The organism is Novosphingobium gossypii, assembly GCF_050433305.1.
Lineage (GTDB): Bacteria > Pseudomonadota > Alphaproteobacteria > Sphingomonadales > Sphingomonadaceae > Novosphingobium > Novosphingobium gossypii.
In genome coordinates this window covers 74906-100925 of sequence record NZ_JBNPXM010000002.1, presented here as the reverse complement: position 1 = coordinate 100925, position 26020 = coordinate 74906, and the positions used below count along the sequence as shown (strand labels likewise).

Below are 26020 nucleotides of genomic sequence, written 5' to 3'. Positions count from 1 at the left end.
CACGGCATGTCGCCTGACGCCGGCGGCCCCACAGCGTCGGCCGCAACCCGTCCGCGACGTTTCATTCCGGCGTCATTGTCCGCATTCGCCTGCGGATGACCTCGCATGCCAGAGGCCCGGCAATCCGCCGGCAGACATGAAAAAGGGCACGCGATCGCTCGCGTGCCCTCCCCATCCCCTAGGATGGTCCCCCTCAACCCATCAACGCGATAGCCTCGGCCTCGCTGAGCACTTCGGCGTACTTCTTGGACAGATCGAACAGATTCGCCTCGTGCGGTCGCTCGTCCCTGTCGCCGCATGCATCGGCGACGACCAGCGGCACGAAGCCGTTTTGCAAGGCATCCAGGGCAGACGCCCTTACGCAGCCCGAGGTCGAGAAGCCGGTGATGAACAGGCTGTCCACTCCCATGCTGGTGAGCGTCGCCGCTAGCGAGGTGCCGAAGAACGACGAGGCATACTGCTTGGTCACCACGACTTCGTCAGAACGCGGCTGCAGCGTGTCCGGGAAGGCGCCCAGCGGCGATCCTTCCAGAAACGCTTCCAGCGCCGGCACCTTGCGATAGAACAATCCGCCGTCGATCCCGCCCGCGCGGTAGACGACGTTAGTGAAGATCACCGGCACGCCCGCCGCCCGCGCCGCCGCAGTCAGGCGCTCGCACGAAGCGAGCGCCGTCTCGAAGCGGGGCGAATAGAGCGGCTGCCCCGGCGTCAGGTATGCCACGACCACATCGACGAGGAGCAGCGCCGGCTTCCTGCCGGGCTGCAAGGCCCCGCCGAAGCCGCCACGGTTGTAATCGTCGAGGAGGTCGCTCATTCCGCCGCCTCTGCCAGTTCCACCTCTTCGCGGTTCCAGCGCGGCGCGGTGGGAGCGGGAAGACCGGTTTCGGCAAGGCAGTTCCTGCGCAGCGTCTCGATGTCGGGACCGAAGTCGAAGACGCCGATCTCGCCGCGATCGTTGCGCAGCTTTTCGCGCAGTGCCGTGGTGGCAGCTTCGTCCACTGCGCCACCGGTGATGACGACGCCGTAGTCCCTCGCGCCTTCCACGGTGACGAGGCCCTGGCCGATTTCCTTCAGCACCAGCGCGGGATCACGGTCCAGCGGGTCGCCCCAGCCACCGCCGCCCCAGGTGATGAAGTGCAGCACGTCCCCTGCCTCGACCGGATAGTCCTCCAGCTTGTTGCCGACGACGACTTCGGTGCCGTCCGCCTTCACCAGCAGCTTGCGCGCGCGCTTGCCCGGATGGCCGCCGTTGACGCCCCAGGGCGGCACGAACCAGCGGTCGTCGTGGATGGCAATGACGCCCGGCTCAAGGAAGCGGTAGACCATGTTGATGCCGTTGCCGCCGCGATGCAGGCCCGCACCGCCCGAGTCCGGAACCGTCTCGTACTTTTCGATGACGAGCGGGAAGTAGCGCTCAAGGAACTCGTTCGGCACGTTGGTGAAGCCGGGGAACAGCGAGTGCCCGTCCGGCCCGTCGCCCAGCGGACGGCCCGGAATGCCGCCGAAGCCGATCTGGAACAGCTGGAACCACTTCCCCGCCTTGTCGGTGCCCGCATAGAACAGGTGCGGCGAGGACGAGAAACCGGCAGCGTTCAGGAACTCCGGAGTCTTCTGGCCCAGAAGCCCGCCCAGAATGTCGAACAGGCGACCCAGAACGTGGGTGCGGCCCGAAAGCGCGGCCGGAAACTTCGGCTTCAGCAGCGAACCTTCCGGAATGCGCACGTCGATCAGCGGATAGTACCCGTCGTTGAACAGGATCTGCGGATCGAAGACCATGATCATGTAGATGCCGAAGAACATGCGCATCATGTTCTCGTTCAGGAACATGTTGATCGACGCCTGGCTCTGCGGATCGGTGCCGTCGAAGTCGAGGACGACACGGCCATTCTCGCGCCACATCGTGCACTTGATCTTGTACGGGCCAAAGCCCATGCCATCGTCGCAGATGTAGTCCTCGAAGCTGACCTTCTCCTCGCCGATCGAGCTGGCGATCAGTTGCTGCATGGCGCGGTAGTTGCGATCCAGCAGCAGGTCGGTGGCCGACACGAATACGTCGTCACCGAACCGCTCGGCCATTTCGACCACGCGATGCGCAGCCACGCGGCACGATGCGATCAGCGCGTTGAGGTCTGCCTTGCACCAGTCCGGCGTGCGCGACTGGTGCATGACCAGCTTGATGAGGTCCTCGTTGTATTCGCCCTTCTTCCAGATCTTGACGGGCGGGATACGCACGCCTTCCTGGAAGATCTCGGTGGCATGGATCGGCATCGAGCCGGGGACCATGCCGCCGATGTCGCTCTGGTGGCCGAACATCGAGGTATAGGCGATCAGGCGCCCGTCTTTGAACACCGGCAGCAGCACCAGCCAGTCGTTGCAGTGGCTGATCGCGCCGCCGACCGAGTAGGGGTCGGACAGGAAGATCATGTCGCCATCTTCGACGGTGCCGTCGAACCCATCAAGGAACGGGCCGATGTAGGAGCCGAACTGGCCCACGATCATGCGCCCCTGATGGTCCGCGATCAGCGGGAAGGCGTCGCCCTGTTCGCGGATGCCGGGCGACATGGCGGTACGCACCAGCGTGGCGTCCATCTCGACACGCGCGTTGCGCAGTGCGTTCTCGATGACTTCGAGGGTGACGGGGTCGATATCGACCTTGTTGAACGGCGTTTCGTTAGCCTGGATGATACGTGCGGGCATGGGTCTGCTCCCCTCAGGCCAGGTTGATCAGGATGTTGCCGACGGCATCGACAGTGCCGACACAGTCGCCTTCGATGAGCGTGGTAGAGTCCATCTCGGTAACGATCGCCGGACCCTTGATGACGTCTCCGGCGCGCAGCTTCGCGCGGTCGTAGATCGCGGCGGGGGCCATGGCGCCGTTGTACCACAGTTCGTGGTCGCGCACCTTGGCCTCGATCGGATCGCCGTTCCCTTCAGGCAGGCGCAGCGCCTCCAGTTCGAGCAGCGGCCCGAGCGCCACGGCGCGCAGGTTCACCAGCTCGTGCTCGGTATCCATGTTGAACGTGAACAGGCGCTCGTGCTCCGCGTCGAAGCGGGCCTTGACGCCGGCAAGACCGTCCGTCTTGAGCGTTTCCGGGCTGATCGAAAGCGGCACTTCGAAAGCCTGACCTTCGTAGCGCACGTCCAGTTCGAACTGCACGGTGACGTCGGCATCGGCGATGCCTTCCGCGGTCAGTTCCTTCGTGGTCTGCGCGGCCATTTCCTCAAGCAGGGAAATGACTTCGGATTCCTGCGTTTCCGAGAACCGCTTGGAGAACGAGCGCGCCGTTTCCGTGCGCATCCGCGTGGTGGCATCGCCCAGTGCGCAGAGCACGCCCGGCGAGACGGGCGAGACAGCAGGCCACGAACCCATCAGCTTCGCCACGGCATTGACGTGGAGCGGACCGGCGCCGCCAAAGCCCATCACCGCGAAGTGACGCGGATCGTAGCCCTGCTGCACCGAGATCATGCGCAGCGCGCCGAACATGTTCTCGTTGACGATGTCGATGATGCCGCGCGCCGCTTCCATCAGGCCGATGCCCAGCTTGTCGGCGATGGTCTGGACGGACTTCTTGGCGCCTTCGCGGTCCAGCTTGAACGTGCCGCCCAGCAGGTTTTCGGGCAGGTAGCCCAGCACCACGTTGGCGTCGGTCACGGTCGGCAGGGTGCCGCCCTTGCCGTAGGCCACCGGCCCTGGCACTGCGCCCGCCGACTGCGGGCCGACGCGAAGGGCGCCGGTCAGTTCGGGCACATAGGCGATCGAGCCGCCGCCCGCGCCCACCGTCTTCACGTCCAGCGCCGATGCGCGGACCGACAGGTGGCCGACTTCGGTGGTGCGCACGCGGCGCGCCTCAAGATTCTCGATCAGCGCGACGTCGGTGGAGGTGCCACCGACGTCCAGCGTCAGGATGTTGCGGATGCCGGCATTCTTGCCGACCCACAGCGCCCCGGTGACGCCGCCCGCCGGGCCCGACATGAGCAGCGCGACAGGCTGTTCCTCGGACTTTTCGGAGGACATGAGGCCGCCGTCTGAGCGCAGCAGCGAAAGCGAACCGGCCATGCCGCCGCCGCGCAGGTTGTCCCGCAGGTTGCGGACATACTTGCCCACCACCGGGCGCACCGCCGCGTTGGCCACGGTGGTCAGCGTGCGTTCGTATTCCTGCATTTCCGGCAGGACCAGATGGCTGAGCGAGATCGGCACGTCCGGCATGATCTCTGCCGCCAGTTCGGCCACGCGCTTTTCGTGCGCGCCGTTGAGGTAGCCGTTCATCAGGCTGACGGTCAGTGCTTCGACGCCCTGGCCCTTCAGCTTTTCCAGCGCGGCACGGATGCCGGCTTCATCGATCGGGCGGATTTCGCGCCCTTGCGCATCGATGCGACCGGCAATCTCCACCGTGTCCTCCAGCGCGGCAAGCGGTTCGGGCTTGGGCCACACGATCCAGCCGGCCAGACCGCCGGGAACGAACGAACGCGCGATCTGCATGACCTGCCCGTACCCTTCGGTGACGACGAGGCCCACGCGCGATCCCTTGCCCTCCAGCACCGCGTTGGTCGCAACGGTCGTGCCATGCAGGAAGTATTCGATATCGGCAGGCGTGATGCTGGCTTTCTCGCAGATCGCGCCAAGGCCGTTCAGGATGCCTTCCGAGCTGTCATGCGGGGTCGAAGGCGTCTTGTGCCGCCAGAACGATCCGTTCTTCTGGTCGAGCAGCAAAAGGTCGGTAAACGTCCCACCGACGTCCACCCCCAGGCGATAAGTCATGAACCCAATCTCCGCTTGAATTGGGTACAAGCAAGCATTGCATGACGGCCAAGGACAGTGCGGTGGCCCCGAATGACCGGCAGGTGGAGAGGCGTGCGCGCCGACCACCCCTGCCCGCTTGACCATGGCACCGGGTGGGATACCGAAGACGTGCAAGGCCCGCGCGGGCCGCGACAGGAGATACCCGATGCAGCACCCGTGGCCCCGCCGTCATTACGCGGACGGCCCTTTCGGTCAGGTCCACTTTCAGGTGCAGGGCGACGGCCCCGCGCTGCTGATGTTCCATCAGGCGCCTATGACTTCGGGCCAGTTCGACAATGTCTATGCCCCCCTGGCCGCCCACGGCTATTGCGCGATCGGCATCGACATGCCCGGCTTCGGCCTGTCCGATCCGGCGCCCGGCGTCCCGACCGTGACCGACTATGCGCAGGTGATCCCCGCCGTGCTGGATGCGCTGGGCATCGGGCAGGCAGCGCTGCTGGGCCATCACACTGGCGCGCTGGCCGCCACCGAGGGTGCCCTGGCCTTCCCCGACCGCATCGCCGCGCTGATCGTCAACGGGCCGCTGCTGGTGAGTGCGCAGGACCGGCAGGATTTTCTCGACAACATGCACCAGTGGGAACTGGGCTTCGCTGCGCGCGAACATGCAGGCCATATGGCGGAGCTTTTCGACATTCGCGACAGGATGGCAGAGGGCACCGTCCCCCATGCCCGCATCAGCGACTATGTGGTGCAGGCCCTGATGGGGCGCGGCGCTTTCTGGCACGGCCACAACGCCGCCTTCATGTACGATCAGGAACCGCGCCTTGCTCTGGTCCGGCAGCCGGTGCTGGTTCTGACCAACAGTGGCGACATGATCTTCGATCATGCAAAGCGCGCCCACGCGCTGTTCCCGCACTTCGCCTTTGCGGCGCTGGAAGGCGGCGGCGTCGACATCGTCGATCAGCAGCCCGAAGCCTGGGCCGATGAGGTAGCGCAGTTTCTGCGCGATGCCGGATGGAAGTGAGCATGACGACGCAGGATACCTTCAGGGGGCGCACCGTCGTCGTCACCGGCGGCGCGGGGGGATTGGGCACGGCCATGGTTGCCGCCTTCTGCGCACGCGGCGCCACCGTGGTCAGCGCCGACCTTTCGGCATCGGATCAAGCCGCCAGCGTCGGGGGAGTGATCGAGCGCAGGCTGGACGTCACCAGCGAGGAATCGTGGGCAGCGCTGCTGGACTTCGTCGACAGCGAACTGAACGGCATCGACGTGCTGGTGAACAACGCCGGGATCTACCGCCCCAACATCCCGTTCGAGGACATGCCGCTGGACTTGTGGCGCCAGCACTTCGCGATCAATTCCGACGGCGTGTTCCTGGGCTGCAAACATGCCATTCTTCGCATGAAGGCACGCGGTACCGGCGGCTCCATCGTCAACATGGGATCGGGCCTTTCGATCACCGCCAACCCTGACGGCGCGGCTTATTGCGGGTCCAAGGCGGCGGTGCTGATGACCACCCGCACCGCTGCCCGCGCAGCAGGAAAGTACGGTGTGCGCGTCAATGCCGTTCTGCCGGGCGCAGTGCCCACCGACATGCTGATGGGCAACAAGCTTGACGGAGAAAGCGACGGCGACTTCTTAGCCAAGATGGAGGCCTACAGCCCGCTGGGTCGCCTCGCCACGCCCGAAGACATTGCCGCTGCCGTGCTGTTCCTGGCGGACCCGGCCAACAAGGCGGTATCCGGCGTGTTCATCCCGGTCGACGGCGGGAACATCCCCGGCGCCTGACGCCTCAGCAGGTCATGCACATGAAAAGGCCCGCCGCGCCAGATCAGCGAGGCGGGCCTTTTTACTGCCATCAGAGGGTCAGCGCTCCAGCCCCGGCGAAGGCTCCAACCGGGCAGCATCCTGCCAGTTCACCGAACCGGTGGAAATCTCTTCCGGGTTCAGCCGATAGCGAGAGAACACCAGCAGGCTGAGAAGCTGCGTGACCACCGGCACCACCGAATAGAGCATGATCACGCCAAGCACCGCGTGCTCGCTCTGCTCCACCACGCCGTGGGTGGAGGAGACGAAGCCGAAGCTGCTCATGATGATGCCCGCCACCAGCGGGCCAAGGGCGAACGCCAGCTTTTCCGCCGCGCTGAAGATGCCGGAAAAGACACCCTCGTTCGCAGAGCCGTGGCGGCGGCGGTGCAGATCCACCGTGTCGGTCAGCATCGAGAACGACAGCAGCAGGAACCCGGTGTTGACCACGCCGATGAACAGCCCGCGCGCGAGCACCAGCAGCCCTTCACGCGTCAGGTCGCCGATCAGCGGCAGCGTGACGACCACCGGGCTTTGTGGCTCGACGAAGAACCACGTCGTCGTCACCAGCATCCACAGCGCCGAGCCCACCACATAGCAGCGCTCTTTGCCGAACCGGCGCGACAGGTGAAGGAAGATCGGCTGGCCGATCAGGCTGCCGAACGCCATCACGATCACGAAGGTCGGGATGATCTGCACCATGTTGAGCGCATAGACGTAGAAGAAACCGATCGCGGTATAGCTGGACGCCATGCCGATGCCCTGGATGAACGTCGTTGCCAGCAGGATCATGAACGGCTTGTTCGACGTGACCGAACCGAGCTGGCCCAGCATCCCGGTCGGTCCCTGCGCGCTCTTGAGCAGCGGTACGCCGCGCAGGAAGATCGCGGGGATCAGCATGGAGATGAGGCAGACGACGGCAAAGGAATAGCCCATCACATGCCAACCCGTCGCCCCGCCACCCAGCGCGAAGACGAGCGGCTGCGCCACGCCCACGCCAATCACCACCCCGCCGATCGTCGCCACCATGCGGAAGGTCAGGATGCGCGTGCGTTCATGCGTGTCGTCCGAAAGTTCGGATGCAACGGCAAGATATGGCACCGAGTACAGGCTGAACGCCGTCGATGCGACAAGGAACAGCAGACAGATCGCGCCCGCCGCAGCATAAGGCCCCGGATAGTCGACGAAGGCGAACAGGCTGGCGAAGCCCACGCTGGTCAGGATCGCGCCGATGGTCAGGAATCGGGTGCGGCCCCATGTTTCCTTCTTGCGATCGGAAAAGACGCCGACCAGCGGATCGCACACGATCACCCACAGCTTGGGGATCAGGATGACGACGCCCGACAGCCATGGGGGAATACCCAGGATCGTGGTCATGAAGATCGGCAGCAGGACCGCGGGCGTATCGCGGAAAATCTGGGCACCAAGCTGTCCCGCACCATAGGCGGCAGCCGTGCGGGTAGGAACGCGTTTTAGGTCATGTGTCATGGCTATGGTGCCAGCGTCCTTGAAGGAGAGAGGAGGACAAGGGCAGCACGCTAGCGCACGGGGCGTCGCTTATGGAAGATACAGATTAGCCTGTTCGCGTGGCGGGGAAAACCATCAGGCCGCTTCGCGCAGGGCCGCAGGACGGAACCCCAGGGGCAGGCCCGCATCGGTGACGAAGCCATAAAGCGGCTCTCCCGGAAGCGCGTCGGCCACGATCCGGCGCACTGCGAACAGGCGGTCCAGATCGATGCCGGTATCGATGCCCATAGCCTCCAGCATGAAGGCCAGATCCTCGGTCACGATGTTCCCGCTGGCTCCGGGCGCGAAAGGACAGCCGCCAAGCCCGCCGAGCGAGGAATCGATAGTGTCCAGCCCGCATTCCAGCGCCGCGAGCACGTTTGCCAGCCCCAGCCCACGGGTATTGTGCAGGTGGATGCCGGTCAGCGCTGCATCGCCCACCACCCCGCGCACCAGCTTCACCAGATGGCGAACGGCTGCGGGATCGGCATAGCCGGTGGTGTCGGACAGGCCCACTTCGTCGCAGCCCGCCGCCATCAGCCGTTCTGCCAGCCGCGCAATCTGCGCATCCGGCAGCGTGCCCTCCAGCGTGCAACCGAAGACCGTGGACAGGCTGCCCTCGAAATGGGGCCGGTCGCCTTCGGGCAATTCGCGGATCATCGCGGTGATGCGGGCGGCTTCCTCGATGACCTGATCGTGCGTGCGGCGCAGGTTCTTGAGCGAATGGGTTTCCGATACCGACAGCGGCAGGGTCAGCTTGTGCGCGCCCGCAGCGATGGCATCGGCGGCGCCGCGCGCGTTGGGCACCAGCACCGCCACCGTCAGATCGGGGATGGTGCGCGCAAAAGCGACGATCTCCGCGGTGTCGGCAAGCTGAGGCAGGAGCTTGGCGGGAACGAAGCTGCCCACTTCGATCTCACGCACGCCGGCGGCCGCCTCGGCCCTTATCCAGGCCTTTTTGGCTTCGGTAGGCATGACTGCCTTGACGTTCTGCAGGCCATCGCGGGGGCCAACTTCGCTGATCAGAACCGACACGATGCTTTTGCTCTCTGCTTGTTTATATTGTTATAGCTATATATCATTTGTGAACCGTCTGTCCATTGGCGATTGGGGAAGGAACGCGGGATGTCCAAAAGCGCCGTATGCATCTACGCCACGGAAAACGGCGGCTCGCGCCTCATCGATCTGGATCTGCCGCTCACCCGCAAGGTGGTCGGCGACGACGGCTCCACGCATTGGGCAGGCGTCGCTGCTGCCACGATGTGGGGCATTGCCGGAGGCGATCCGCTGCATGCGACGGACTGGCACACCAGCGGCATGGCCGGCCTTTCGATCACGCTGGAAGGCGAATGGGAGATCGAAGCCAGCGATGGATCACGCCACGGCCTGCGCCCCGGTGACGTGCTGGTGATGCTCGACACGACCGGACAGGGGCACCGATCCTGGCCGGTCGGAAACACACCCTGCCTGACCATGGGGATCGGCTTTGGCGACGGGACCGAGGGCCAGATGCGGGATTTGGTTAGCGCCGCAACCGGAAACGGGTCACGCCACGCCTGAAACCACGAACCACGACCGGAACACGCCTTCGCTTTCCGGACCGTAGCGCAACGGGCCGCTGCGCGCTGCCGGGCTGGTTGCCTGATAGCCGGTCTCGACGGCGGAGAACCCTGCCCCCTCGAACAGGGCGCGGTAATCGGCGCTCAGCGCGCCGCGCCAGTTGGGTTCGTTGTTGTACTGCGCTTCCAGTTCGCCTGACAGTTCCACCCAGGCGTCGGAGTTGTCGTGCAGCAGCGGCACCTCAAGATGCACCGCCACGCCGCCGGGGCGCAGCAGGCGTCGGCTTTCAGCGATGATCGCCATCGTCGCGGCCTGCGACGTCTCGTGGAACATTACGCAGCTGAACACCAGGTCGAAGCTGCCATCGGCAAAGTCGGTCCGCTCCGCATTCTGCTGGGAAAAGTGTACGCTCGCACCCAAGTGCTCGGCACGGGCGTGGGCATAGCGCAGCATCGATGCGCCGACGTCGATGCCGTGGACTTCCGCGTCCGGGAAGCAGGTCGCGGCGGGTACCGTGCTGGTGCCGATGCCGCAGCCCATGTCCAGGATGCGGCGCGGCTCCAGGTCGGGAAAGCGCGTCAGCACATGCGCCATCGCCGTCTGCCCGCGCAAGTCGTTGAGCATACCGCCGTTGCGCCCCAGCATGTAGACCGCACCGCCGCGATCCATCACGGCGCCTTGCAGGATGGAGCCGTCGTCATGGGCGTTGCCGCCCGGCATCAGGTGTATGTCGCCCCGGCGAATGTAGTCAGGGACAGCGAAATCGGCATCGGTACGCACCGACCCCAGCGGCGCTTCGACGGCGGCCAGCGCTTCCAGCGCATCCGCCTGCCGCTCCACGCTGTCGGCGACGCTGGACCAGAGCTGGCGCTGCGATTCGCGCTTGAGCGAAAGCCAGGTGGCGAAGCTTTCGTGCCGCGCCATCCGCTCGCGCAGGGCTGCCGCTCCATCGTTCGCGCCTGCCGCTGCCTTCTGCTCCGCCGCAGCGATGCGCGCCTGCACCGGCTCGATCTGACCCATGACGTAGAGCTTGAGATCGCGCACGAAAAGCTGCTCGGCCAGTTCGTCATGACTGGGGACAGCGATCAGCGGGTGGTCCAGCCGTGCACGGGCTTCGGTCATCTCTTCGCTCACGCGGTTGTCTCCTCTAGGGCGCCGTTCATGGCGGCGAGTTCCGCCTGCGCGGCCTCGCGAAGGGGACGGAACACCTTTTCCAGCGTCTTCCTGCGCAGGCCCTCGCGTTCGGCGGCGGCCTGCGCATCGGGCTCGAAGCCATCGACGGCTCCGGGCGGCAACGCACCTGACGCGCCAAGCAGCCGCTCGCATGCGTCCAGGCGCGCGCGCAGCACGGTCAGTTCCGAAGTCAGGCCGACGATCATCGCCAGAAGCTGCTCGTCCATTGCCCGACTGCCGTCGATCGCGTCAAGCCGGTTGGGCGTGCGGGGTAGCGTCTGGCGGGTCATGAATGGCAGCTCTTCGGATCAGTTGGACTGTGCCCCCACTGGCTGCAACGTCTGCGGCAACGGTGCAACAGTATCCTCGGCTGTCTCCGGCAGGCGATAACGCAGCATGATGATGCTGGCGATCACTGCACCCAGCGCAGGCACCAGCGCGACAGTGACCATGATACCCGTCTTCACTGCGGCGGGCTGCTCGGCCGCGCCTGCTCCGGTGGCGGACACGAAGCCGGTCCAGCTCATGATCGTGCTGAACGCGAAGATGCCCATGGCCGACGTTCCCTTTTCCACCATCACGAAGACGCCTGCCAGCATCCCGGCGCGGTTCTCTCCCTGAACGCGGCGGGAATAGTCCATGGTGTCAGTCAGGACGGTGTAGAGGCCCAGAAACACGCCGCCGCTCGCCGTGCCGGACAAGGCGCAGGCGACGTAGATGAGCGGGAACGGCGAGCCTGCCGGGATCAGCGCCCATACCGTATAGGCGATAGCGCAAAGCGAACCGGCACCCACCAGTGCGTTGCGGCGCCCGAAGCGGCTTGCCATGCGGACCCACAGCATCTGCGACAGCACCATCATCGCCGTCTGCACCGCAAAGATCGTGCCCAGCGCCGTATCGGTCACATGCAGGACGTGGCGGGTGTAGTAGGGGATCGCCGTGATGTGGACCGCAAGGCCCGTGAACAGCACCATTTTGAAGCCCATCAGGCACAGGAACGGCCGATTGGCCCTGAGGGCAGCCCAGGTGGCAGCGAATGAACCAGTCGGCCTGCTCTCCGCTTCGACCGGGTGCCGCTCCTTCAGCAGCAGGAACGATGCAATCCCGCCAAGCGCAATGGCCGCGCCCAGCACCAGCGCGACATGTCCGTGCCCGGCACGGTCGCTCCCCAGCCGCGCCAGCAGGAAGGGGGCCGCCGACGTTGCCGCAAAGCTGCCCAGCGAGGAACCGTAGACGCTGAACGTCATCAGCCGCGACCGGGCGTGGAAATCGTCCGTGATCGCCCGGCCCAGCGCCAGATAGGGGATACGGAACATGGTGTAGGCGGTGGAATAGAGCAGCAGCGTGAAACCGACGTAGAGCCACAGAGACTCTCCGCCGATGCCGCCGGGGACATTGAACAGCAGGATCATGGCGAGTCCCGCCAGCAGCCCACCCACCAGCAGATAGGGGCGGAACTGCCCGAAACGCGTCCGCGTGCGGTCTCCGATATAGCCCATCAGCGGATCGGTCATCGCATCGTAGATCTTGGCCGCCACCGTCAGCGTCCCGGCCAGTGCAATCGCCAGGCCCAGAGAATCCGTCATGAAGCGCAAGTGAAGCAGGCCCACCGCGCTCACCAGTGCCGCCGAGGTGAACGAGCCGATCGCCCATCCGATATATGCGCTTTTCTTCATCTGCGGCTTCTCCCTGCCTGAGGCCGTATCCTGTTGGGGGTCAGTCGGCGGGCTGCGGGTCCGACCATACACTGGCCATGTCCGAGCTGCCGACTTTCGGGCAGCCGGCCTTGGGAAGCTGCACCGCCACCATGAACGAACCTTCCGGCCCGGCCTTCGAGATGTGGCCCTTGCCGGTGCAGTCTTCCGCGTAGGCAAGGTCGCCGTGCCGCAGAACGTGCTCGGTCCCGTCATGCAGGCCAATGATCATGGCGCCGAACAGCGGGATCAGCAGCGTCGGCTGGTTGGCGACGTGGAAACCGAATCCCGCGTTGGGCTGCGTCCCGCCAAGCGTCACCCGCTCTGCCGTCCGCCGCAGCAGGGTGGCGATCTCCTGCCCCTTGGGCTCGATGACATCGAGCTGCTCGGCCCGCGTCAGGCCATCCGCGCCGGAGTAGAGGTGAAACACCCGCTTTATCCACGGCATCGGATCGCCGGTGCCCTTGAACTCCATGGGAAAGCCCTGCCCCGGCAGCGGCTTCACCGGCGGCGGCATCTGCCGTGCTTCTGCATGGTGGGACAAGCCCATCATCGCCATCAGCATGCCGCCGCCGGCAAGGAAATCGCGTTTGCTGTGCATGGTCATGTCGCGGATCCTTTCGTCAGGCGGCCTGATCGCGCACGGGCACAAAGGCGCGCGGTTCGCTGTCAGGGCGATGCCAGATCAGCGGCAATTCCTCGCTGGGGGCGGGATGGACGCCTTCGGGCTGGGCAAGGACGTCGACGCCGGGCACCGGGGTCAGCCCTTCGCGCGGGCACCAGTAGGCATCGTCACCGATCATCCGCATGGCAAGGCCAGTCCGCGCCAGCGTCTCGGAATCGTTGCCCTTGGAATAGTGCGGAATGTCGACGTGGAACAGCACCGCATCGCCCGGCTCAAGATCCCAGGTGACGAAGCGGAACGGGAATTCGGGATTGTCGCGCTCCGCCTGGAAATCGGGGAAGCGGAACGTGCCGTCGCCCGCCGGGCCGAAGCGCGATCCCGTCTCCATGCAGAACGTGTGATAGCCGGCGACGAACTCGATCTGACCGTTCTCGCGGTTCACCGGAGAAAGCGCCACCCACAGGTTGGGGATCATCGAGCCGGTGAACGGCCACAGGTGGTCGGCGTGCCACTGCATGATCGACGGCGACCGGGGCGGCTTGCGGAACAGATGGTCATGGAACATCTGCACATTGTCCGCGCCGATCACCCGCCCGACGATCTCGCCGGCGGGAGAATTGAACACGAAGTCGCGGAAAGGGCCGGAATTGCGCCACAGATGCGCGACGGAGATCATCGCGCCATGCGACGGGCCGGTCTGCCCGAAGGCCTCGGGATCGCTTTCCACCGCCCGCGCGGCTTCCTGAAGGACCGCGATCCATTCCGCATCGAACATCTGGCGCAGGCAGACGACGCCGTCGCGCGCATAATCGTCGATGTGCTGCTGCGTGATCGGATTGAGAGGTTCCCTGTTCATCTTCTTCCTCTTCTCAATGTCTGGAAAGATTGGGGTGAGCGGCCAGCCATGTGCGGGCGCGCAGGATGGCGTTTCGGCGCACGTCTTCGTAGAACAGGCCGATATCGTGGTAGTGCATGCTGTCCCCGGCCAGCGGCTTGAGGCCCAGCGCCGGATCGGGATCGACCACCAGCAAACCGTGGTCGCACCGCACGGAAACGGCATGCGGGACGATTGCCCGGATCGGGCTTTCATCGGGCGTACCCGGCACCGCACCCTGCGCCGCCTCGCGTCCCGCGACAGGTCGGGCGCGATCGAAGGTCAGCGGGTTGATGCACAGCACCGCGGGATCTGTCCCCTGCGGCAGGACGGTGCGGTTGTACTGCTCGGCAAAGGAAGCGCTTTTTGCCAGATCGGCCCCCGGCAGCACCGAAGCCCAATGGACGACGCAGCCGGTGCTGTCCGGCTTGGCACACGGCTTCAGGGTGGACCAGGCGCGGTCGTACTTCGCCGCAGGAAAAGTGATACCCACGTCATAGGCCGCCACCAGCCGTACCGCGATCGGCTTGCCGTCGATTTCCTCATCCAGCAGGCGCTCCAGATGGGCCGCGCCCTGACTGTGGCCGACAAGAATGAACGGACGGCCTTTGCCATAGTGCGCAAGATAGTAGGCGAAGGCGCGCTTCACGTCCGAGTAGGCCAGCGCAAATGCCGCATCGCGCACGGCGGCACCCTTGCGCTGGGCGCCGGCGGTCGCCTGCCGATATCGTGGTGCGAATACGCGGCAACAGCCGTTGAATGCCCCCGCCTGCCGCGCGATCACACTTGCGTCGGTCCACGCATCGATGGCCTTGTCCGCCACCGGCTGGTTGGTACGATCAAGGCTCCGGTCGGTCGTCGGATGAATGTAGAACACGTCCACGGGCAGGTTCTGCCGCGCGGACGCTCCGGGGGCGACCGTCGCTGCGGCGCCCTCGTCTCTCCCTCTGGCGGCCCAGTTGGATACGCGTGCGTAATCGGGTGCGGGCGGTTCCGCGTGCGCGGGCGACAACACCACTAGCACGGAGGAACAGGCAAACAGCATTCGCAACAGAGGCTTCATGTCCGGTCGGCCTTTATGTCTGCAGGGATGTGAAGCCGGGATCGCATGGCTTTGCCCGCTCCGTCGCGACGCCTTCAACGTGATCGAACGGAACCGGGCTGAACAGCGTGCAAATCTCGGCAGGCGATAGACTTTCCTTATAAGGCGATGGCGAAAGTGCGATCGCCCCGGGCGTCCTGCTTGAGCAGCGCATGGAACGCCCGCACCGAGGCGCTGCGATAACTGCCGATGACGCTCAGCAGCCCTATCGGCGGCGCCTCCACCTGCGTGCCAGGCACCCGTTGCAAGGTGCCGGCAGCCAGTTCGGCGAAGACGAAGTCGTCCGGCAACATGCCCAGCATCCCGGCATCCACCACCAGCGACCGGATCAGGCCCATCGACCCCGAACGCACCGCCGCCCGGGCCGGCGTCATGCCGACACCTTCGAGCAGCATCATGAGATCCTGCGCCCCGCCCTGGTCGGACGTCAGATTGGGCACGGCGACTTGCGCCCAGTCATGCGGTTCGCGCGGGACGCCCGGCTCCGCCACCGCAAAGATCCGGTGTTCGGGACAGGCGAAGACCGAGTAGAACTGCTGAACCAGCGGCATGAAATCGAACTCCTCGTCGTCCTGGCCGCTCGTGGCATTGGCGCAGTAGGCAAGGTCGATCTCGCCCTGCCGCAGCCTTTCGTGCAGTTCCGAGCTGTATCCCTCGACGATGCGCAGGGCGACATCGGGCATGGCCTCCCGGAACCGCGCGATGGACCGGGAAAACCGCGCATTGATCATCACCGGGTGAACACCCAGTTCGATGGCCTGCGCGCGGCTGCTGCGCTCGACTTCGGCCAGCAGCCGCTGCTGTTCGCTAACGATAAGGCGGGCGCGCACGATCAGCCGTTCGCACGCATCCGTGGGCCTGATACCGCGCGGACCACGCACGAACAGCGACAGGTTCAGGCTTTCCTCGAGCTGGCGGATGCTCCACGTCAGCGCCGGCTGCGACATCCCGAACAGCTTCGCCGCCTTGCGGAAGCTGCCGGATTCATAGACCGCGATCATCCGTTCGAGCTTGGCGATGTTCATGGCAGGATCCTTTGTGGCGTCTCGGCGCCAAGGAGAGATCAAACCTATGAACAAGAGTAATAGATAACTTCAATTATCCGCCACGCGAAGGAATGCCACGCATCGGCTTCACCCCACCTGTCGTCGCGGCCACGCTCTCCATTGCCGAAATGGGCGCTGCGGCCCCGCCGCCGTCTACGGAGCCGTCCAGATGCCTCTCGAAATCCTTGGAGTGCTACTCCACCGCAACGCCTCGGAGATCAGCTCCGGCGGCGGGCCGGCCTTCGACGTCGAGATGATCGAGCAGATGGCGCGCGCTTTCGACGAGAACGACTTCGACCGCGTCCTCATCCTTCAGAACTCCTTCGCGCCCGACCCTTTCGCCATCGCCACCCACGCCGCTGCGGTCACGCGCCGACTGGCGTTCATGATCGCGCACCGTCCCGGCTTCATCGCCCCGACGATGGCCGCGCGCATGTTCGCCACGCTCGACAATCTCTGTGGCGGGCGGGCCGGCGTCCACGTCATCACCGGCGCCAACGATGCCGAACTGCAGTGCGACGGCGATTTCCATACCAAGGACGAACGCTACCACCGCAGCGCCGAGTACGTATCCGTTATGCGTCGGATATGGAGCGCAACGCAGCCTGTGGATCATGACGGCGAGTATTACCGCTTCAACAGCGCGCTTTCCGAACTCAGGCCGGTAAACGGCACGATCCCTATCTATTGGGGCGGATCTTCGCCGCTGGCGCTGGAAAAGGGCGCACAGGTGGCGGACGTCTATGCGATCGGCGGGCTGAAGCCGATCGACCAGATGACCGATACAGTCGCGCAGATCCATGAAGCATGGCGGCGCAGCGGCCGCCCCGTCCGCATCCAGACATCGGTGCGCGTAATCCTGGGCGATACGGAGGAAGCCGCGTGGAAAGCCGCAGCCGACGTCGTCGATGCCCTGCGCGAGACGGCCCTGGAACAGCAGCGCGGGATGGCTGACGCGGGTCCGGCCGCCAGCACCGGCATGCGCCTCGACCCCAAACTGGCCACCACGCGCGGAGGATCGGGCCGCACCGAACTGGAAGCGATCGCGGGGGGCAGGGATCTGCTCGACAAGCGGTTGTGGACCGGCATAACCAAGGCCTCGGTCAGCTTCTCCACGCCGATGCTCCCGCCAGCGCTGGTGGGAACGGCGGAACAGGTCGCCGACGCGATGATGGACTACTACGCGATGGGCATCAGCGGCTTTCTGCTGCGTGGCTTCGACCTGCTGGGCGACATCGGCCTGCATGGCCGCGCACTGATCCCCACCCTGCGCCGCCTCGCCGCAGAGCACGATGCCCGTACCGGCCGGCCGGTTGGCCTCGCTTCCACGACACAACCGGCATGAGGTCCGCCATGAAGCGCCTTCTTCTCCTTTTCGCGCTTTCGGCGGCACTGCCCGCTCACGCAGAGGATCGTCCGACTGCTGCGCCGCCGCCGGTCTCGCCGCTGTCCCCGGGGGCCAACGCCTTCCGCGTCCTCGAGATGTACGGCGGCGCGGACGGGGAATCGCACCTCAAGATGAAGGCGCTGCCCCGCACCGGGGGCGTGCCCGGAAAAAGCGTGCAGAGCCGCCTCTACGCCACCGACGTGGAGATTGGAGACACGCTACCAGGCGACTTCATCGACTATCACGGCGTATCGACTCCACGCTTCCTGATCGTGCTGGCAGGCCAGCTCGAGGTGGGGCTTGGCGACGGGTCGAAGCACATCCTGTCCAAGGGCGACATCGTGCTGGCCAACGATGTCACCGGGCGCGGTCATACCTCGCGCATCATCGGCACGGAGCCTGTCCGCATCCTCACCGTCCGGCTGCCCAAAGAAAACAGCTTTGCGCCCAAGATCGGCTCCTGCCCGGACGGAATGCCCGCAGAGCAGTGCGTCAGCGCACGCCTTCAGGGATCGCCATCCGCCGGGAATGCGCCCGCAGAACACAAGTAATCCCACCACAACCGAAAGGAGCCGACATGGCAGCATACATCGTGGCAACCGTAGTCATCACCGATGCCGAGAAATTCGGCGAATACGTAAAGGCCATCGCCGGCCTCAGCGAGAAGCACGGCGGCGAGTATCTCGTGCGCGGCAAAGTGAGCGAAGTCCTGGAAGGCGACGTCAACCCGGACGAGCGCGTCGTCGTCTCTCGCTTCGAGACCGAGGAAGCCGCGCTCGCCTATGCGAAAAGCCCCGAATACAAGGCGGGTGCCGCTCTGCGCCAGGGTGCTGGAACGGTGCAGACACGTCTGATCGTGGCCCCCTGACCGCAGCCCCGGTTCGCCTGCCGCCGAGGCTTCCTTCGTCGGCAGGCGGATAAACCACGTCTGGCTGCATCCCGGAGATCGCTCGCAGAAGGTACATGCATGGCGTTCTTTACGAGGTATACGAGAGATGAAAGCGCGTCGCGGCATGGCCGCACTCCCTTCGACAGCCGCCATCGGCCTGTTCGTCGCCGCCACGATCCTCCCCGGCAGCGCCCTGGCAGCGGCGCCTGACGGCAAGCGCCTTTATGTGCGTTGCCAGGCCTGCCATTCGACCGCAGCAGGGCAGCCCCACAAGGTAGGCCCGAACCTTCACGGCTTTTACGGCAAGAAGGCCGCCTCCAAGCCCGGATTTCGCTTTTCTCCGGCGCTTACCAAGAGCAACGTCAAGTGGGACGACAAGGCATTGGACGCGTGGCTGACGCGGCCCAGCAAGCTGGTTCCCGGCACGACGATGGCTTTCCCTGGCATGACCAAGCCCGAGGAACGCGCTGCACTGATAGCCTATCTCAAAGCCGCGACCAGGTAGTCCGCAGAGCCTCGATCACCACCGCAGGTATCGAGGCCCGGCTTCGCCGCAAGGCGGATAGAAGGCGCCAAAGCCCCTGCCTTCTGGCGGCGGCCTGCCACATCATCGCATCTTTCCGACAATGGACGGGACGTTCGACAGATGCATGGCTCCACCCGCACCAGTGAAATTCGCGGCGAGTTCGCACAAGGCTGGCGGATCGTAGCCGCCGCCACGCTGGGCGTCGGGCTGGGGCTGTCGCCGCTGCCGGTCTACACGCTGGGCATGCTGGCGCCGCAACTGGCCGCCGATTTCGGCTGGTCGATTGCGCAGGTCATGGGCGTGCTGTCCATCACCACGCTAGCCGTCGTCCTCTCCGCACCGTTGACCGGGATGCTGACCGGGCGTTTCGGCGCCAGGCGCGTCGCGCTGTGCTCTCTGGTGCTGTTCGGCTGCGGGGTTCTGTCGCTGGCGTCGTCGTCCGGGTCCATCCTCCATTTCTACCTGACCTGGGCTTTCATCGCGCTGGGAGGTGCGGGGACGCTGCCCATTACCTGGACCCGGCTGGTCAACGATCATTTCCAGCGCAACAAGGGGCTGGCGCTGGGACTGGCGATGATGGGCTCCGGCCTCTTCGGCATTGCCGCAAAGCCCTATGTCGGCTGGCTCATCGCGCAGTGGGGCTGGCGAGGGGCGTTCATCGGACTGGGGCTGCTGCCGCTGGTACTGGCCCTGCCGATCGCCTTCATGTGGTTCCGCAATCCCGCTCCACAGCCCGGAGACGCCCCCGCAGCCGATCTCCCGACCGGCGGCATGACCATGGCCCAGGCCGTGCGCGACTGGCGTTTCTGGCTGCTGGCAGTGGCGCTGGTCCCCATTTCCTTCGCGCTGGGCGGCGCCGTGCCCAACATGGAAGGCATCCTGCGCAGCGGCGACCTGTCGTCGGGCACGATCGCCTCCCTGACGCCGCTGATCGGCCTATCGGCAATCATCGGGCGGCTGGTCGGAGGATGGCTGCTGGACCGGTTCTGGGCACCCGCGATCGGGGCCATTCTGCTATCCCTGCCCGGCCTGTCCTACTGGACGCTGTTCGGCGGCCCCATTGACCCGCAGGCGGCAGCGCTCTCCATCTTCCTCATCGGGTTTGCGCTGGGCATCGAGTACGATTTCATCGCCTTCATCGTCGCACGCTATTTCGGGATGAAGCACTATGGCACGATCTATGGCTGGCTTTACATCCCGTTCGCCATCGGCGCAGGGTTCGCAGCGCCCGTCTTCGGCTACGACTTCGACGTCCATGGAACTTACGCGCTGTCGCTCAGCTGTTCTGCCGTGGCGCTACTGGTCTGCGCTGCGGCGTTGCTGCTGCTCGGCCCCTATCGCAGGTTCGAGCAGCAGCATCCGTGACGGTCTGCTTCAGCGCAGATCGACGATGACCTTGCCCATCGAGCGTCCGGAGAGAAGGCGCTCCACGGCATCGAAAACGCCGGGAAGCCCGACGAAGTGTTCCTCGTCGAAGCGGACCTTCAGCTTGCCTTCGCGGTACAGCCCGAACACCTCGTCACGCGCGGGGGGCCAGAACGGTGCCAGCAGCCCGTTCATGAACCCACGCACGGAAGCGCCCTTGTAATACAGCTTGTGGGCAATGCGGGGCGCGGTGACGATCTCGGGGCGTCCCTCAAGGTCTGAGGCAGCCCCGCCCACCACGACCCGCCCGTGCGGTGCGACGTTATCGAGGAAGGCATCGAAGATTTCGCCGCTGACGGTGTCGATCGCAACATCGAGGCGGTTGGGATATTCACGCGCCAGGACTTCCGGCACGGATTCCGACCGGTAGTCGATCACCCTTGCCGCGCCCAGACTGCGCACGAAATCGGACTTCATCGGGCCGCCGCAGACGGCCACGACCTCGCACCCCTTCAGCGCTGCAAGCTGAACGATCAGATGGCCCAGCCCCCCCGCCGCCGCCGAGATCGCCACGACTTCTCCGGGCTGCGCGGCCCCGATATGGAACAGCGCCATCCATGCAGAAACGCCGGTTGATGCCAGCGCCAGCCAATCTGGCGTGGCGTCGGCCACCTGCACGAAATGATCGCGCGGAGCGATGTTGTACTGACGATAGCCGCCGGGAAAGCGCGTGGTCACCACCGCATCGCCGGGGGCAAGGTCGGTCACCCCCTGCCCCACGGCCTCCACGATGCCCAGCGCTTCCACGCCAGTCAGCGTAGGCAGGCCGATCTTCACATAGTCCACCGCATTTCGCGCGATCTGCGTATCGAAGATGCCGTTGACGCCTGCGTACTGGTTGCGAACACGCACTTCGCCGGGCGCCGGATCGCGCAGGTCGATGTCGACGATGCGGGCCGCGTCGCGAAAGCCTTCTCCGAACCGGGCCAGTTGAACCGCCTGATAGCTGGCCATCACGCCTGCCCTTCAGGGAAGCCGAGCACGCCGGGGTTAAAAAGGCCCTGGGGATCGAGGTGCGCCTTGAGCGTGTCGAGCAGCGCCGTGAACGCAGGATCCCGGCTCTCCCGATAAGGATACGTCCGCCCAATCTGGAAATGACCGGTCCCGTAGCGCGCGCAGATCGCAACGACGCCCTTGCGCAGGAACTTCACCGCCTCGGTCGCCGCCGGGTTTTCAGGGCGCTGCGTCAGGCGCGCGACGTGGGTGGCTTCCATCGACTGTTCATGGATCGGGCGCCAGCCGGTCGGCCAGAAGAACACCGGCTCGATTATCAGGGCGTTGCTGGCCATGCCGGTAAACAGGAAGCCGGTGTGGATCTCGTGTTCGGTGAACAATGCAGCATTGTCGGCGTAGAACTGCTGGATTTCGGTGAATATCTGCGGTGCCGTGGAGAGCGGGCAGACACCATGGACCGGAATCCACGCCTCCCCCGTCGGGCCGAGCATCGAGTTGAGCGGCGGGAACGGGTTGGCGCGGATGATCTTCGCGATCGAGTTCTCGATTTCCGTTCCGCCGAACGCGCGCGCGATCCGGCGCGCTTCCGCCAGATCGAATGCCACTGCATCCTTGCTGCGCCCTTCTGCGATGACGTGGAGCGGATAATCGCCTTTGGGGATGAAGTTGCGACCGCCCAGCGCCACCTTGGCCGCCGACAGCAGCCCCTTGCCCAGCGACTTCTCCTTGCCGATCACGGCTCCGAGCGTCTTTACGTCGGACATCAGCGACATGCGCTTCATGCGCACCTCGGTCAGGCCGGGGTCGAAGGCGCACATCTCGCAGGCGATGCCCGCGCGCGACATCTCGCCCATCGCCTCCAGCAGCTTTTCACCGCTGGGGAAGGAGAACGAGGCGTAGTCCTCGTGTGCAGGAGCGGCGATGAGACGGAAGGTGACTTCGGCCTTGATCCCCAGCGTGCCGCAATCGCCGCAGAAGATTCCCGCAAGATCGGGGCCGAAGTGGCGGTAGAACGGATGCTCGCCGCCCTGCCCGCGCGCCCCGGTGCGGATCACTTCGCCGGTGCCGGTGACCACGGTCAGCGCCACCACGCTTTCGCTGCTGGTGCCGTATTGACTTGCCCCGAACATGGCGTTGAGCTGCGACAGGCCGCCGCCGATGGTCGAGGTAAGCCCCGACATCGGGCCCCAGAACGGAGTGCGCAGGCCTTCCCTTGCCAGTGCCTCGTTCAGCTGGGTCCAGTTGACGCCCGCCTGCACGGTCACCGTCATGTCGGCGCGGTTGACGGACACGATGCGGTTCATCCGCAGCATGTCGATGGAAACGGTGTGTCCATTGGCAGGGACATAGGCGGAGGTATAGCTCATGCCCGCCCCGCGCGGCGCGATCGAGCACCCTGCTTCACCGATGGCCTTGACCACCGCAGCCAGTTCCTCCGTCGTGGCGGGCGAAACGATGAGCGCGACGACTTCTTGCGAACGCGCCCAGATGTCCTCGCTGTGCAGCTTGCGTTTGGCATCGTCCGCAGTGACGTTCCCGGCGCCCACGATCGCTGCAAGGCTTTCGAGGAGGGCGGGCGTGGCCGCGGTCGGTTGGGGAAGCGTCGCGTTCAGCGGTTCCATCGTCATGCTCCAGTGATTAATCGTGATTTACTGCTGTCAGGCTGGGTTGATCACGCAAGGCGGCGCCGGGACAGCCTCCGCAGAGCGATCACCTCTCTGCCGCCACTCCTGCTGCACCCTCTCCGGCCAGGCGGCCCAAAGTTACCGCCGTGCAGAGGCCCATCGCGGGGAGGTAGCCCCACGACGACGGCCCGGAAACGCTGCGTGCCGCGCCGCCGCCCGCAAAGACGTTGGGCAAGGCAGAACCATCCTCACGCAGAACCCGCGCGTGCCGATCGATCTGCAACCCGCCCTGGGTATGATAGATCGCTCCAACGACCTTGAACGCGCCAAGCGCGCCCGACGGAGGCGGATCGCCCTCCCACGTTCTTCCCACCGCATCGGGCCGCCCGTCTGCATGCGCCTGCCATGCTTCTGCCAGCGACGCTGTCAGGGCGTCGGGATTGACTCCGATCCGGCTCGCCAGCGCCTGCGCATCTTCGCCGCGACGGGCTGCGTTAAGTTGCGTCAGCGTCCGGGTATCGGGCTGGTAGGCGTTGCGCCGTTCGATCTCTTCGTCGAATACGACCCAGACATGATCGCCCGGCTGCGCCATCACGGGATGGACCATCCCGGCGATGTCATCCTTTTCATCGACGAACCGGCGGCCTTCGATATTGACCAGCACTGCGCCGTCGATGACGAACCCCGGCGGCACGCTGATCCCCTGCGGCTCGGTAAGCATCGCATACCCTTGGAATGCGCCCAGATCGGCAAGTGCGGCCCCGATGCCCGCCCCCAGCCGTATGCCGTCGCCCTGGCTGCCTTCGTGACCGTTGTTACGCGCCTGTGCCATTTCGGGGATATGCGCGCGAAGCATCGCATGATTGCCCGCAAAGCCGCCGCTGGCGATCACCAGCGCCTTGCATCCCACCCGCTCGCGCTCTCCGCCGGGCCGTGCGATCTCGACACCCAGAACCCGGCCCGAACCGTCGGCAATCAGATCGACCACCCGCGCCGGGTTGAGCAGCATGACGCCCGCATCGGCGGCCTTGCGGTGGAGCAGATCCAGCAAGTCCTGCCCGGCATGCCCCGGCCAACCATGCACGCGCATCCGCGTGTTGCCGTAAGCCGACCGGAACCCCGTATCCAGTTCCAGCGGCACCCCGTGGCGCTCCACCAGCCAGTCCAGCGTCGGACCCGATCCATAGGCAAGCGCGTGCGCGATCTCCGGGTCGGTCTGTCCACGCGTCTTGGCCATGATATCGGCGAAGAACGTGGCGCCGTCATCCTGTTCGCCCGCTGCTGCCTGCGCCTGCGTCCCCGCGGCGCAGAACACGCCCATCGACATGCCGGTGGTACCCATGGGGCGGGCGTCCGCCTCGACGAGCAGCACCTCCGCACCGGCGTCGGCGGCGGCAAGTGCAGCCGTTACCCCACAGGCGCCGCCGCCCATGACCAGCACATCGACGGTGAACTCAAACTGCCCCCCGCTCACGATTCCGCGCCGACCTCTACCGCCACATCTTCAGAGGCGATGTCGTCCGGACGCCCCACCGCCTCGTTCTCCTGCTGCACGATGCGCAGGATGCGGGCGATGTACTCCTGATTCCACAAGGCGCGTTCGGTCGCAGCCGTGCGGTCCGGGACGAATGCGTCGATCTCCCCTTCGGCCAGCACGCCTTTTTCCAGAAGCAGCCGCTCCAGCGTATCAGCGCGCTGACGGGCGACTGCCAGTTCCTGCGCCATCGCCATCGTGATGGCGAGGACGCGCTCCACCTGCGGTTCGAGAAAATAGGGGCGCTTACCCGCGGGCTTGGCGCCCGCGCCGCGCAGGGCATCGGCTATGGACATCAGACGGTTGCTCCGATCACATGCCAGGCCGCCTTGCGGCCATAGTCTTCCTTGTCGTCGTCCGCGGCATCGGGGAACAGTTCGCGGTCTACCACCGCCGTCACGCCGCCGCGGATCAGCCGGTCCCGCTCGAACCCGGCAGCGATCATCTCGGCGTCGAGATCCATTTCGTGCATCCGGCTCCAGAACGGCTCGTTGTTGTAGTAGGCATCCCAATCGCGCATGGCCTGCTCGAACAGCGGCATCCCCGGTGCGTACTGTGGCTGCTCCACATGCAATACGATGCCACCGGGCCGCAGCAGCCGGCGCGTTTCGGCCATGATCGCGCGCATCGAACTGGTGGACAGTTCGTGCAGGAACATCGTGGTCTGGATCCAGTCGAAGCTGGCATCGGGGAAGATCGACAAGTCCTCGCCGCTCGCCTGCACGAAGCGCACGTTGTCGACGCCCAGAGACTTGGCGCGCGCCAGACCATAGCGCAGCACCGGCGCGCCCAGATCGACGATCGTCATCTCCGCCTCGGGAAATGCCTGCGCCAGCGGCAGGCTGGAATGCCCAACCGTGCCGCCGATCTCAAGAATCTGCCGGGGCTGGAAATCGGGAAGGTTGCGCTTGACCCAGCGCACGACCGCATGGCCGCCCCCATCGGAATACTTGCCGAGCAGGCCGCTGGTCGTGACGAACCCGGCGTGATCGTAATTCGCACCGTTGGTGACGTCTCCGGGGAAGTATTCGGTGTGATAGCTGCCCGGCATGCAGTGATGATCGACCGCCGAAACGTACCGCGGCTGCGTCAATGCGGGGTCCAGCTTCAGGCGGTCGTCGCCCTGCGTCATCTCCCGCGCCTTGTCGGCCAGCTGTTCGGCCTGGCGCAGCGCCGTCCAGCGCCCGGCCTGCTGTCGCTGCTCCATCGTCATGCGCCGCAACGCCGACCATGTCTGGAACGCAGGGTCCTGAAGCAGTGCCTTTCGCGCTTCGTGGCGGTTGCCGATGGGCCGCCCTTCCGCAGCCTCGAAGGACGGGCCCACCCGTTTTTCAAAGGCCTGCTTCACCCCCGGCACGACATTGGCCGCCAGATGGCGATTCATCTGGGCAAGGAAGTTGATCCGCTCGACTTCGTCATGGCTCGTCTGTGGAAACAGGGCATGGCGGCCGATCACGCGGTAGTCGGGCGGGCCGTCATAGTCGGCGGCCGGATCATTTCCAGGCATGTACAACCCTCGCGTTATATGTCATGTCTATATATCAATTAGCAGG

General features: G+C 65.5%; 25 protein-coding genes. 8 read left to right on the top strand and 17 right to left on the bottom strand.

What is annotated here, in order from left to right:
* Positions 1–193 precede the first annotated feature (193 nt).
* From GGR40_RS06075 to GGR40_RS06065, 3 genes are read right to left on the bottom strand one after another with little or no spacing between them, the layout of a single operon-like run.
* The gene (locus tag GGR40_RS06075) at positions 194–814 is read right to left on the bottom strand and encodes an isochorismatase family protein (protein WP_429275316.1); all 621 of its coding nucleotides are present in this window, start codon (positions 812–814) and stop codon (positions 194–196) included.
* Positions 811–2697: a hydantoinase B/oxoprolinase family protein gene (locus GGR40_RS06070; RefSeq protein ID WP_429275315.1), complete on the bottom strand. Its 1887-nt coding sequence runs from the start codon at positions 2695–2697 to the stop codon at positions 811–813. Before GGR40_RS06070 ends, GGR40_RS06075 begins: the two co-directional genes overlap by 4 nt.
* A 13-nt stretch (positions 2698–2710) precedes the next feature.
* Positions 2711–4759 carry a hydantoinase/oxoprolinase family protein gene (locus GGR40_RS06065; protein WP_429275314.1) on the bottom strand — a complete coding sequence of 683 codons (2049 nt, stop codon included), beginning with the start codon at positions 4757–4759 and terminating at the stop codon, positions 2711–2713.
* A gap of 187 nt (positions 4760–4946) precedes the next feature.
* On the opposite strand from GGR40_RS06065, the gene GGR40_RS06060 reads away from it, so the two are divergent.
* Both GGR40_RS06060 and GGR40_RS06055 read left to right on the top strand, forming a co-directional pair.
* A complete protein-coding gene (locus GGR40_RS06060; RefSeq protein WP_429275313.1) occupies positions 4947–5765 on the top strand; it encodes an alpha/beta fold hydrolase in 819 nt (272 codons plus the stop codon).
* A 2-nt stretch (positions 5766–5767) separates the two neighbouring features.
* Positions 5768–6529, top strand: coding sequence for an SDR family NAD(P)-dependent oxidoreductase (locus tag GGR40_RS06055; RefSeq protein ID WP_429275312.1), 762 nt, complete (start codon positions 5768–5770; stop codon positions 6527–6529).
* A 78-nt stretch (positions 6530–6607) separates the two neighbouring features.
* On the opposite strand, the gene GGR40_RS06050 is transcribed toward GGR40_RS06055, so the two are convergent.
* Together GGR40_RS06050 and GGR40_RS06045 are read right to left on the bottom strand one after the other, a co-directional pair.
* Positions 6608–8035: an MFS transporter gene (locus tag GGR40_RS06050; protein ID WP_429275311.1), complete on the bottom strand. Its 1428-nt coding sequence runs from the start codon at positions 8033–8035 to the stop codon at positions 6608–6610.
* A gap of 114 nt (positions 8036–8149) precedes the next feature.
* Positions 8150–9088: a hydroxymethylglutaryl-CoA lyase gene (locus GGR40_RS06045; RefSeq protein WP_429275310.1), complete on the bottom strand. Its 939-nt coding sequence runs from the start codon at positions 9086–9088 to the stop codon at positions 8150–8152.
* 90 nt (positions 9089–9178) lie between these two features.
* On the opposite strand from GGR40_RS06045, the gene GGR40_RS06040 reads away from it, so the two are divergent.
* Positions 9179–9613, top strand: coding sequence for a cupin domain-containing protein (locus GGR40_RS06040; RefSeq protein WP_429275309.1), 435 nt, complete (start codon positions 9179–9181; stop codon positions 9611–9613).
* Here GGR40_RS06040 and GGR40_RS06035 read toward each other — a convergent pair.
* The 7 genes from GGR40_RS06035 to GGR40_RS06005 all read right to left on the bottom strand — a co-directional run bounded on the left by GGR40_RS06035 (position 9599) and on the right by GGR40_RS06005 (position 16106).
* Entirely contained in the window at positions 9599–10747 is a 1149-nt protein-coding gene (locus GGR40_RS06035; RefSeq protein ID WP_429275308.1) for a class I SAM-dependent methyltransferase, read from the bottom strand. The genes GGR40_RS06040 and GGR40_RS06035 overlap by 15 nt on opposite strands.
* A complete protein-coding gene (locus GGR40_RS06030) occupies positions 10744–11076 on the bottom strand; it encodes a hypothetical protein (protein ID WP_429275307.1) in 333 nt (110 codons plus the stop codon). Before GGR40_RS06030 ends, GGR40_RS06035 begins: the two co-directional genes overlap by 4 nt.
* A gap of 18 nt (positions 11077–11094) precedes the next feature.
* Entirely contained in the window at positions 11095–12462 is a 1368-nt protein-coding gene (locus GGR40_RS06025) for an MFS transporter (protein ID WP_429275306.1), read from the bottom strand.
* 40 nt (positions 12463–12502) lie between these two features.
* Positions 12503–13087 (bottom strand): hypothetical protein, encoded by a 585-nt coding sequence (locus GGR40_RS06020; RefSeq protein ID WP_429275305.1) that lies wholly within the window; start codon positions 13085–13087, stop codon positions 12503–12505.
* A gap of 16 nt (positions 13088–13103) precedes the next feature.
* Positions 13104–13961 (bottom strand): phytanoyl-CoA dioxygenase family protein, encoded by an 858-nt coding sequence (locus GGR40_RS06015; RefSeq protein ID WP_429275304.1) that lies wholly within the window; start codon positions 13959–13961, stop codon positions 13104–13106.
* A gap of 13 nt (positions 13962–13974) precedes the next feature.
* Positions 13975–15042 (bottom strand): DUF3089 domain-containing protein, encoded by a 1068-nt coding sequence (locus tag GGR40_RS06010; RefSeq protein WP_429275303.1) that lies wholly within the window; start codon positions 15040–15042, stop codon positions 13975–13977.
* A gap of 137 nt (positions 15043–15179) precedes the next feature.
* Positions 15180–16106, bottom strand: a complete 927-nt coding sequence (locus GGR40_RS06005; RefSeq protein WP_429275302.1) for a LysR family transcriptional regulator — start codon at positions 16104–16106, stop codon at positions 15180–15182.
* A gap of 190 nt (positions 16107–16296) precedes the next feature.
* Between GGR40_RS06005 and GGR40_RS06000 the strand changes: the two genes are divergently transcribed.
* From GGR40_RS06000 to GGR40_RS05980, 5 genes are all read left to right on the top strand, one after another.
* On the top strand, positions 16297–17472 hold the full coding sequence (locus GGR40_RS06000; protein WP_429275301.1) for an LLM class flavin-dependent oxidoreductase: 1176 nt from the start codon (positions 16297–16299) through the stop codon (positions 17470–17472).
* A gap of 8 nt (positions 17473–17480) precedes the next feature.
* The gene (locus tag GGR40_RS05995; protein ID WP_429275300.1) at positions 17481–18065 is read left to right on the top strand and encodes a cupin domain-containing protein; all 585 of its coding nucleotides are present in this window, start codon (positions 17481–17483) and stop codon (positions 18063–18065) included.
* Positions 18066–18091: 26 nt separating this feature from the next.
* Positions 18092–18382 carry a DUF1330 domain-containing protein gene (locus GGR40_RS05990; protein ID WP_429275299.1) on the top strand — a complete coding sequence of 97 codons (291 nt, stop codon included), beginning with the start codon at positions 18092–18094 and terminating at the stop codon, positions 18380–18382.
* A 145-nt stretch (positions 18383–18527) separates the two neighbouring features.
* Positions 18528–18908, top strand: a complete 381-nt coding sequence (locus tag GGR40_RS05985) for a c-type cytochrome (RefSeq protein WP_429275298.1) — start codon at positions 18528–18530, stop codon at positions 18906–18908.
* 141 nt (positions 18909–19049) lie between these two features.
* Positions 19050–20294 carry an MFS transporter gene (locus GGR40_RS05980; RefSeq protein WP_429275297.1) on the top strand — a complete coding sequence of 415 codons (1245 nt, stop codon included), beginning with the start codon at positions 19050–19052 and terminating at the stop codon, positions 20292–20294.
* A gap of 9 nt (positions 20295–20303) precedes the next feature.
* On the opposite strand, the gene GGR40_RS05975 is transcribed toward GGR40_RS05980, so the two are convergent.
* The 5 genes from GGR40_RS05975 to GGR40_RS05955 form a co-directional block, all read right to left on the bottom strand.
* The gene (locus GGR40_RS05975; protein ID WP_429275296.1) at positions 20304–21308 is read right to left on the bottom strand and encodes a zinc-binding dehydrogenase; all 1005 of its coding nucleotides are present in this window, start codon (positions 21306–21308) and stop codon (positions 20304–20306) included.
* Positions 21308–22936 carry an FAD-binding oxidoreductase gene (locus tag GGR40_RS05970; protein WP_429275295.1) on the bottom strand — a complete coding sequence of 543 codons (1629 nt, stop codon included), beginning with the start codon at positions 22934–22936 and terminating at the stop codon, positions 21308–21310. Before GGR40_RS05970 ends, GGR40_RS05975 begins: the two co-directional genes overlap by 1 nt.
* A gap of 82 nt (positions 22937–23018) precedes the next feature.
* Positions 23019–24407, bottom strand: coding sequence for an FAD-dependent oxidoreductase (locus GGR40_RS05965; protein WP_429275294.1), 1389 nt, complete (start codon positions 24405–24407; stop codon positions 23019–23021).
* On the bottom strand, positions 24404–24763 hold the full coding sequence (locus tag GGR40_RS05960; RefSeq protein ID WP_429275293.1) for a hypothetical protein: 360 nt from the start codon (positions 24761–24763) through the stop codon (positions 24404–24406). The genes GGR40_RS05965 and GGR40_RS05960 overlap by 4 nt, the downstream gene beginning before the upstream one ends.
* On the bottom strand, positions 24763–25974 hold the full coding sequence (locus GGR40_RS05955) for a class I SAM-dependent methyltransferase (RefSeq protein WP_429275292.1): 1212 nt from the start codon (positions 25972–25974) through the stop codon (positions 24763–24765). The genes GGR40_RS05960 and GGR40_RS05955 overlap by 1 nt, the downstream gene beginning before the upstream one ends.
* Positions 25975–26020 lie beyond the last annotated feature (46 nt).

Coding starts and splice junctions, on each gene's coding strand:
- GGR40_RS06010 (WP_429275303.1), bottom strand. CDS start 15,042: ATGAAGCCTCTGTTGCGAATGCTGTTTGCCTGTTCCTCCGTGCTAGTG.
- GGR40_RS06020 (WP_429275305.1), bottom strand. CDS start 13,087: ATGACCATGCACAGCAAACGCGATTTCCTTGCCGGCGGCGGCATGCTG.
- GGR40_RS06015 (WP_429275304.1), bottom strand. CDS start 13,961: ATGAACAGGGAACCTCTCAATCCGATCACGCAGCAGCACATCGACGAT.
- GGR40_RS06070 (WP_429275315.1), bottom strand. CDS start 2,697: ATGCCCGCACGTATCATCCAGGCTAACGAAACGCCGTTCAACAAGGTC.
- GGR40_RS05990 (WP_429275299.1), top strand. CDS start 18,092: ATGGCAGCATACATCGTGGCAACCGTAGTCATCACCGATGCCGAGAAA.
- GGR40_RS06055 (WP_429275312.1), top strand. CDS start 5,768: ATGACGACGCAGGATACCTTCAGGGGGCGCACCGTCGTCGTCACCGGC.
- GGR40_RS05970 (WP_429275295.1), bottom strand. CDS start 22,936: ATGACGATGGAACCGCTGAACGCGACGCTTCCCCAACCGACCGCGGCC.
- GGR40_RS05955 (WP_429275292.1), bottom strand. CDS start 25,974: ATGCCTGGAAATGATCCGGCCGCCGACTATGACGGCCCGCCCGACTAC.
- GGR40_RS05980 (WP_429275297.1), top strand. CDS start 19,050: ATGCATGGCTCCACCCGCACCAGTGAAATTCGCGGCGAGTTCGCACAA.
- GGR40_RS06050 (WP_429275311.1), bottom strand. CDS start 8,035: ATGACACATGACCTAAAACGCGTTCCTACCCGCACGGCTGCCGCCTAT.
- GGR40_RS06040 (WP_429275309.1), top strand. CDS start 9,179: ATGTCCAAAAGCGCCGTATGCATCTACGCCACGGAAAACGGCGGCTCG.
- GGR40_RS06000 (WP_429275301.1), top strand. CDS start 16,297: ATGCCTCTCGAAATCCTTGGAGTGCTACTCCACCGCAACGCCTCGGAG.
- GGR40_RS05995 (WP_429275300.1), top strand. CDS start 17,481: ATGAAGCGCCTTCTTCTCCTTTTCGCGCTTTCGGCGGCACTGCCCGCT.
- GGR40_RS06030 (WP_429275307.1), bottom strand. CDS start 11,076: ATGACCCGCCAGACGCTACCCCGCACGCCCAACCGGCTTGACGCGATC.
- GGR40_RS06060 (WP_429275313.1), top strand. CDS start 4,947: ATGCAGCACCCGTGGCCCCGCCGTCATTACGCGGACGGCCCTTTCGGT.
- GGR40_RS06075 (WP_429275316.1), bottom strand. CDS start 814: ATGAGCGACCTCCTCGACGATTACAACCGTGGCGGCTTCGGCGGGGCC.
- GGR40_RS05960 (WP_429275293.1), bottom strand. CDS start 24,763: ATGTCCATAGCCGATGCCCTGCGCGGCGCGGGCGCCAAGCCCGCGGGT.
- GGR40_RS06005 (WP_429275302.1), bottom strand. CDS start 16,106: ATGAACATCGCCAAGCTCGAACGGATGATCGCGGTCTATGAATCCGGC.
- GGR40_RS06025 (WP_429275306.1), bottom strand. CDS start 12,462: ATGAAGAAAAGCGCATATATCGGATGGGCGATCGGCTCGTTCACCTCG.
- GGR40_RS05985 (WP_429275298.1), top strand. CDS start 18,528: ATGGCCGCACTCCCTTCGACAGCCGCCATCGGCCTGTTCGTCGCCGCC.
- GGR40_RS06065 (WP_429275314.1), bottom strand. CDS start 4,759: ATGACTTATCGCCTGGGGGTGGACGTCGGTGGGACGTTTACCGACCTT.
- GGR40_RS05975 (WP_429275296.1), bottom strand. CDS start 21,308: ATGGCCAGCTATCAGGCGGTTCAACTGGCCCGGTTCGGAGAAGGCTTT.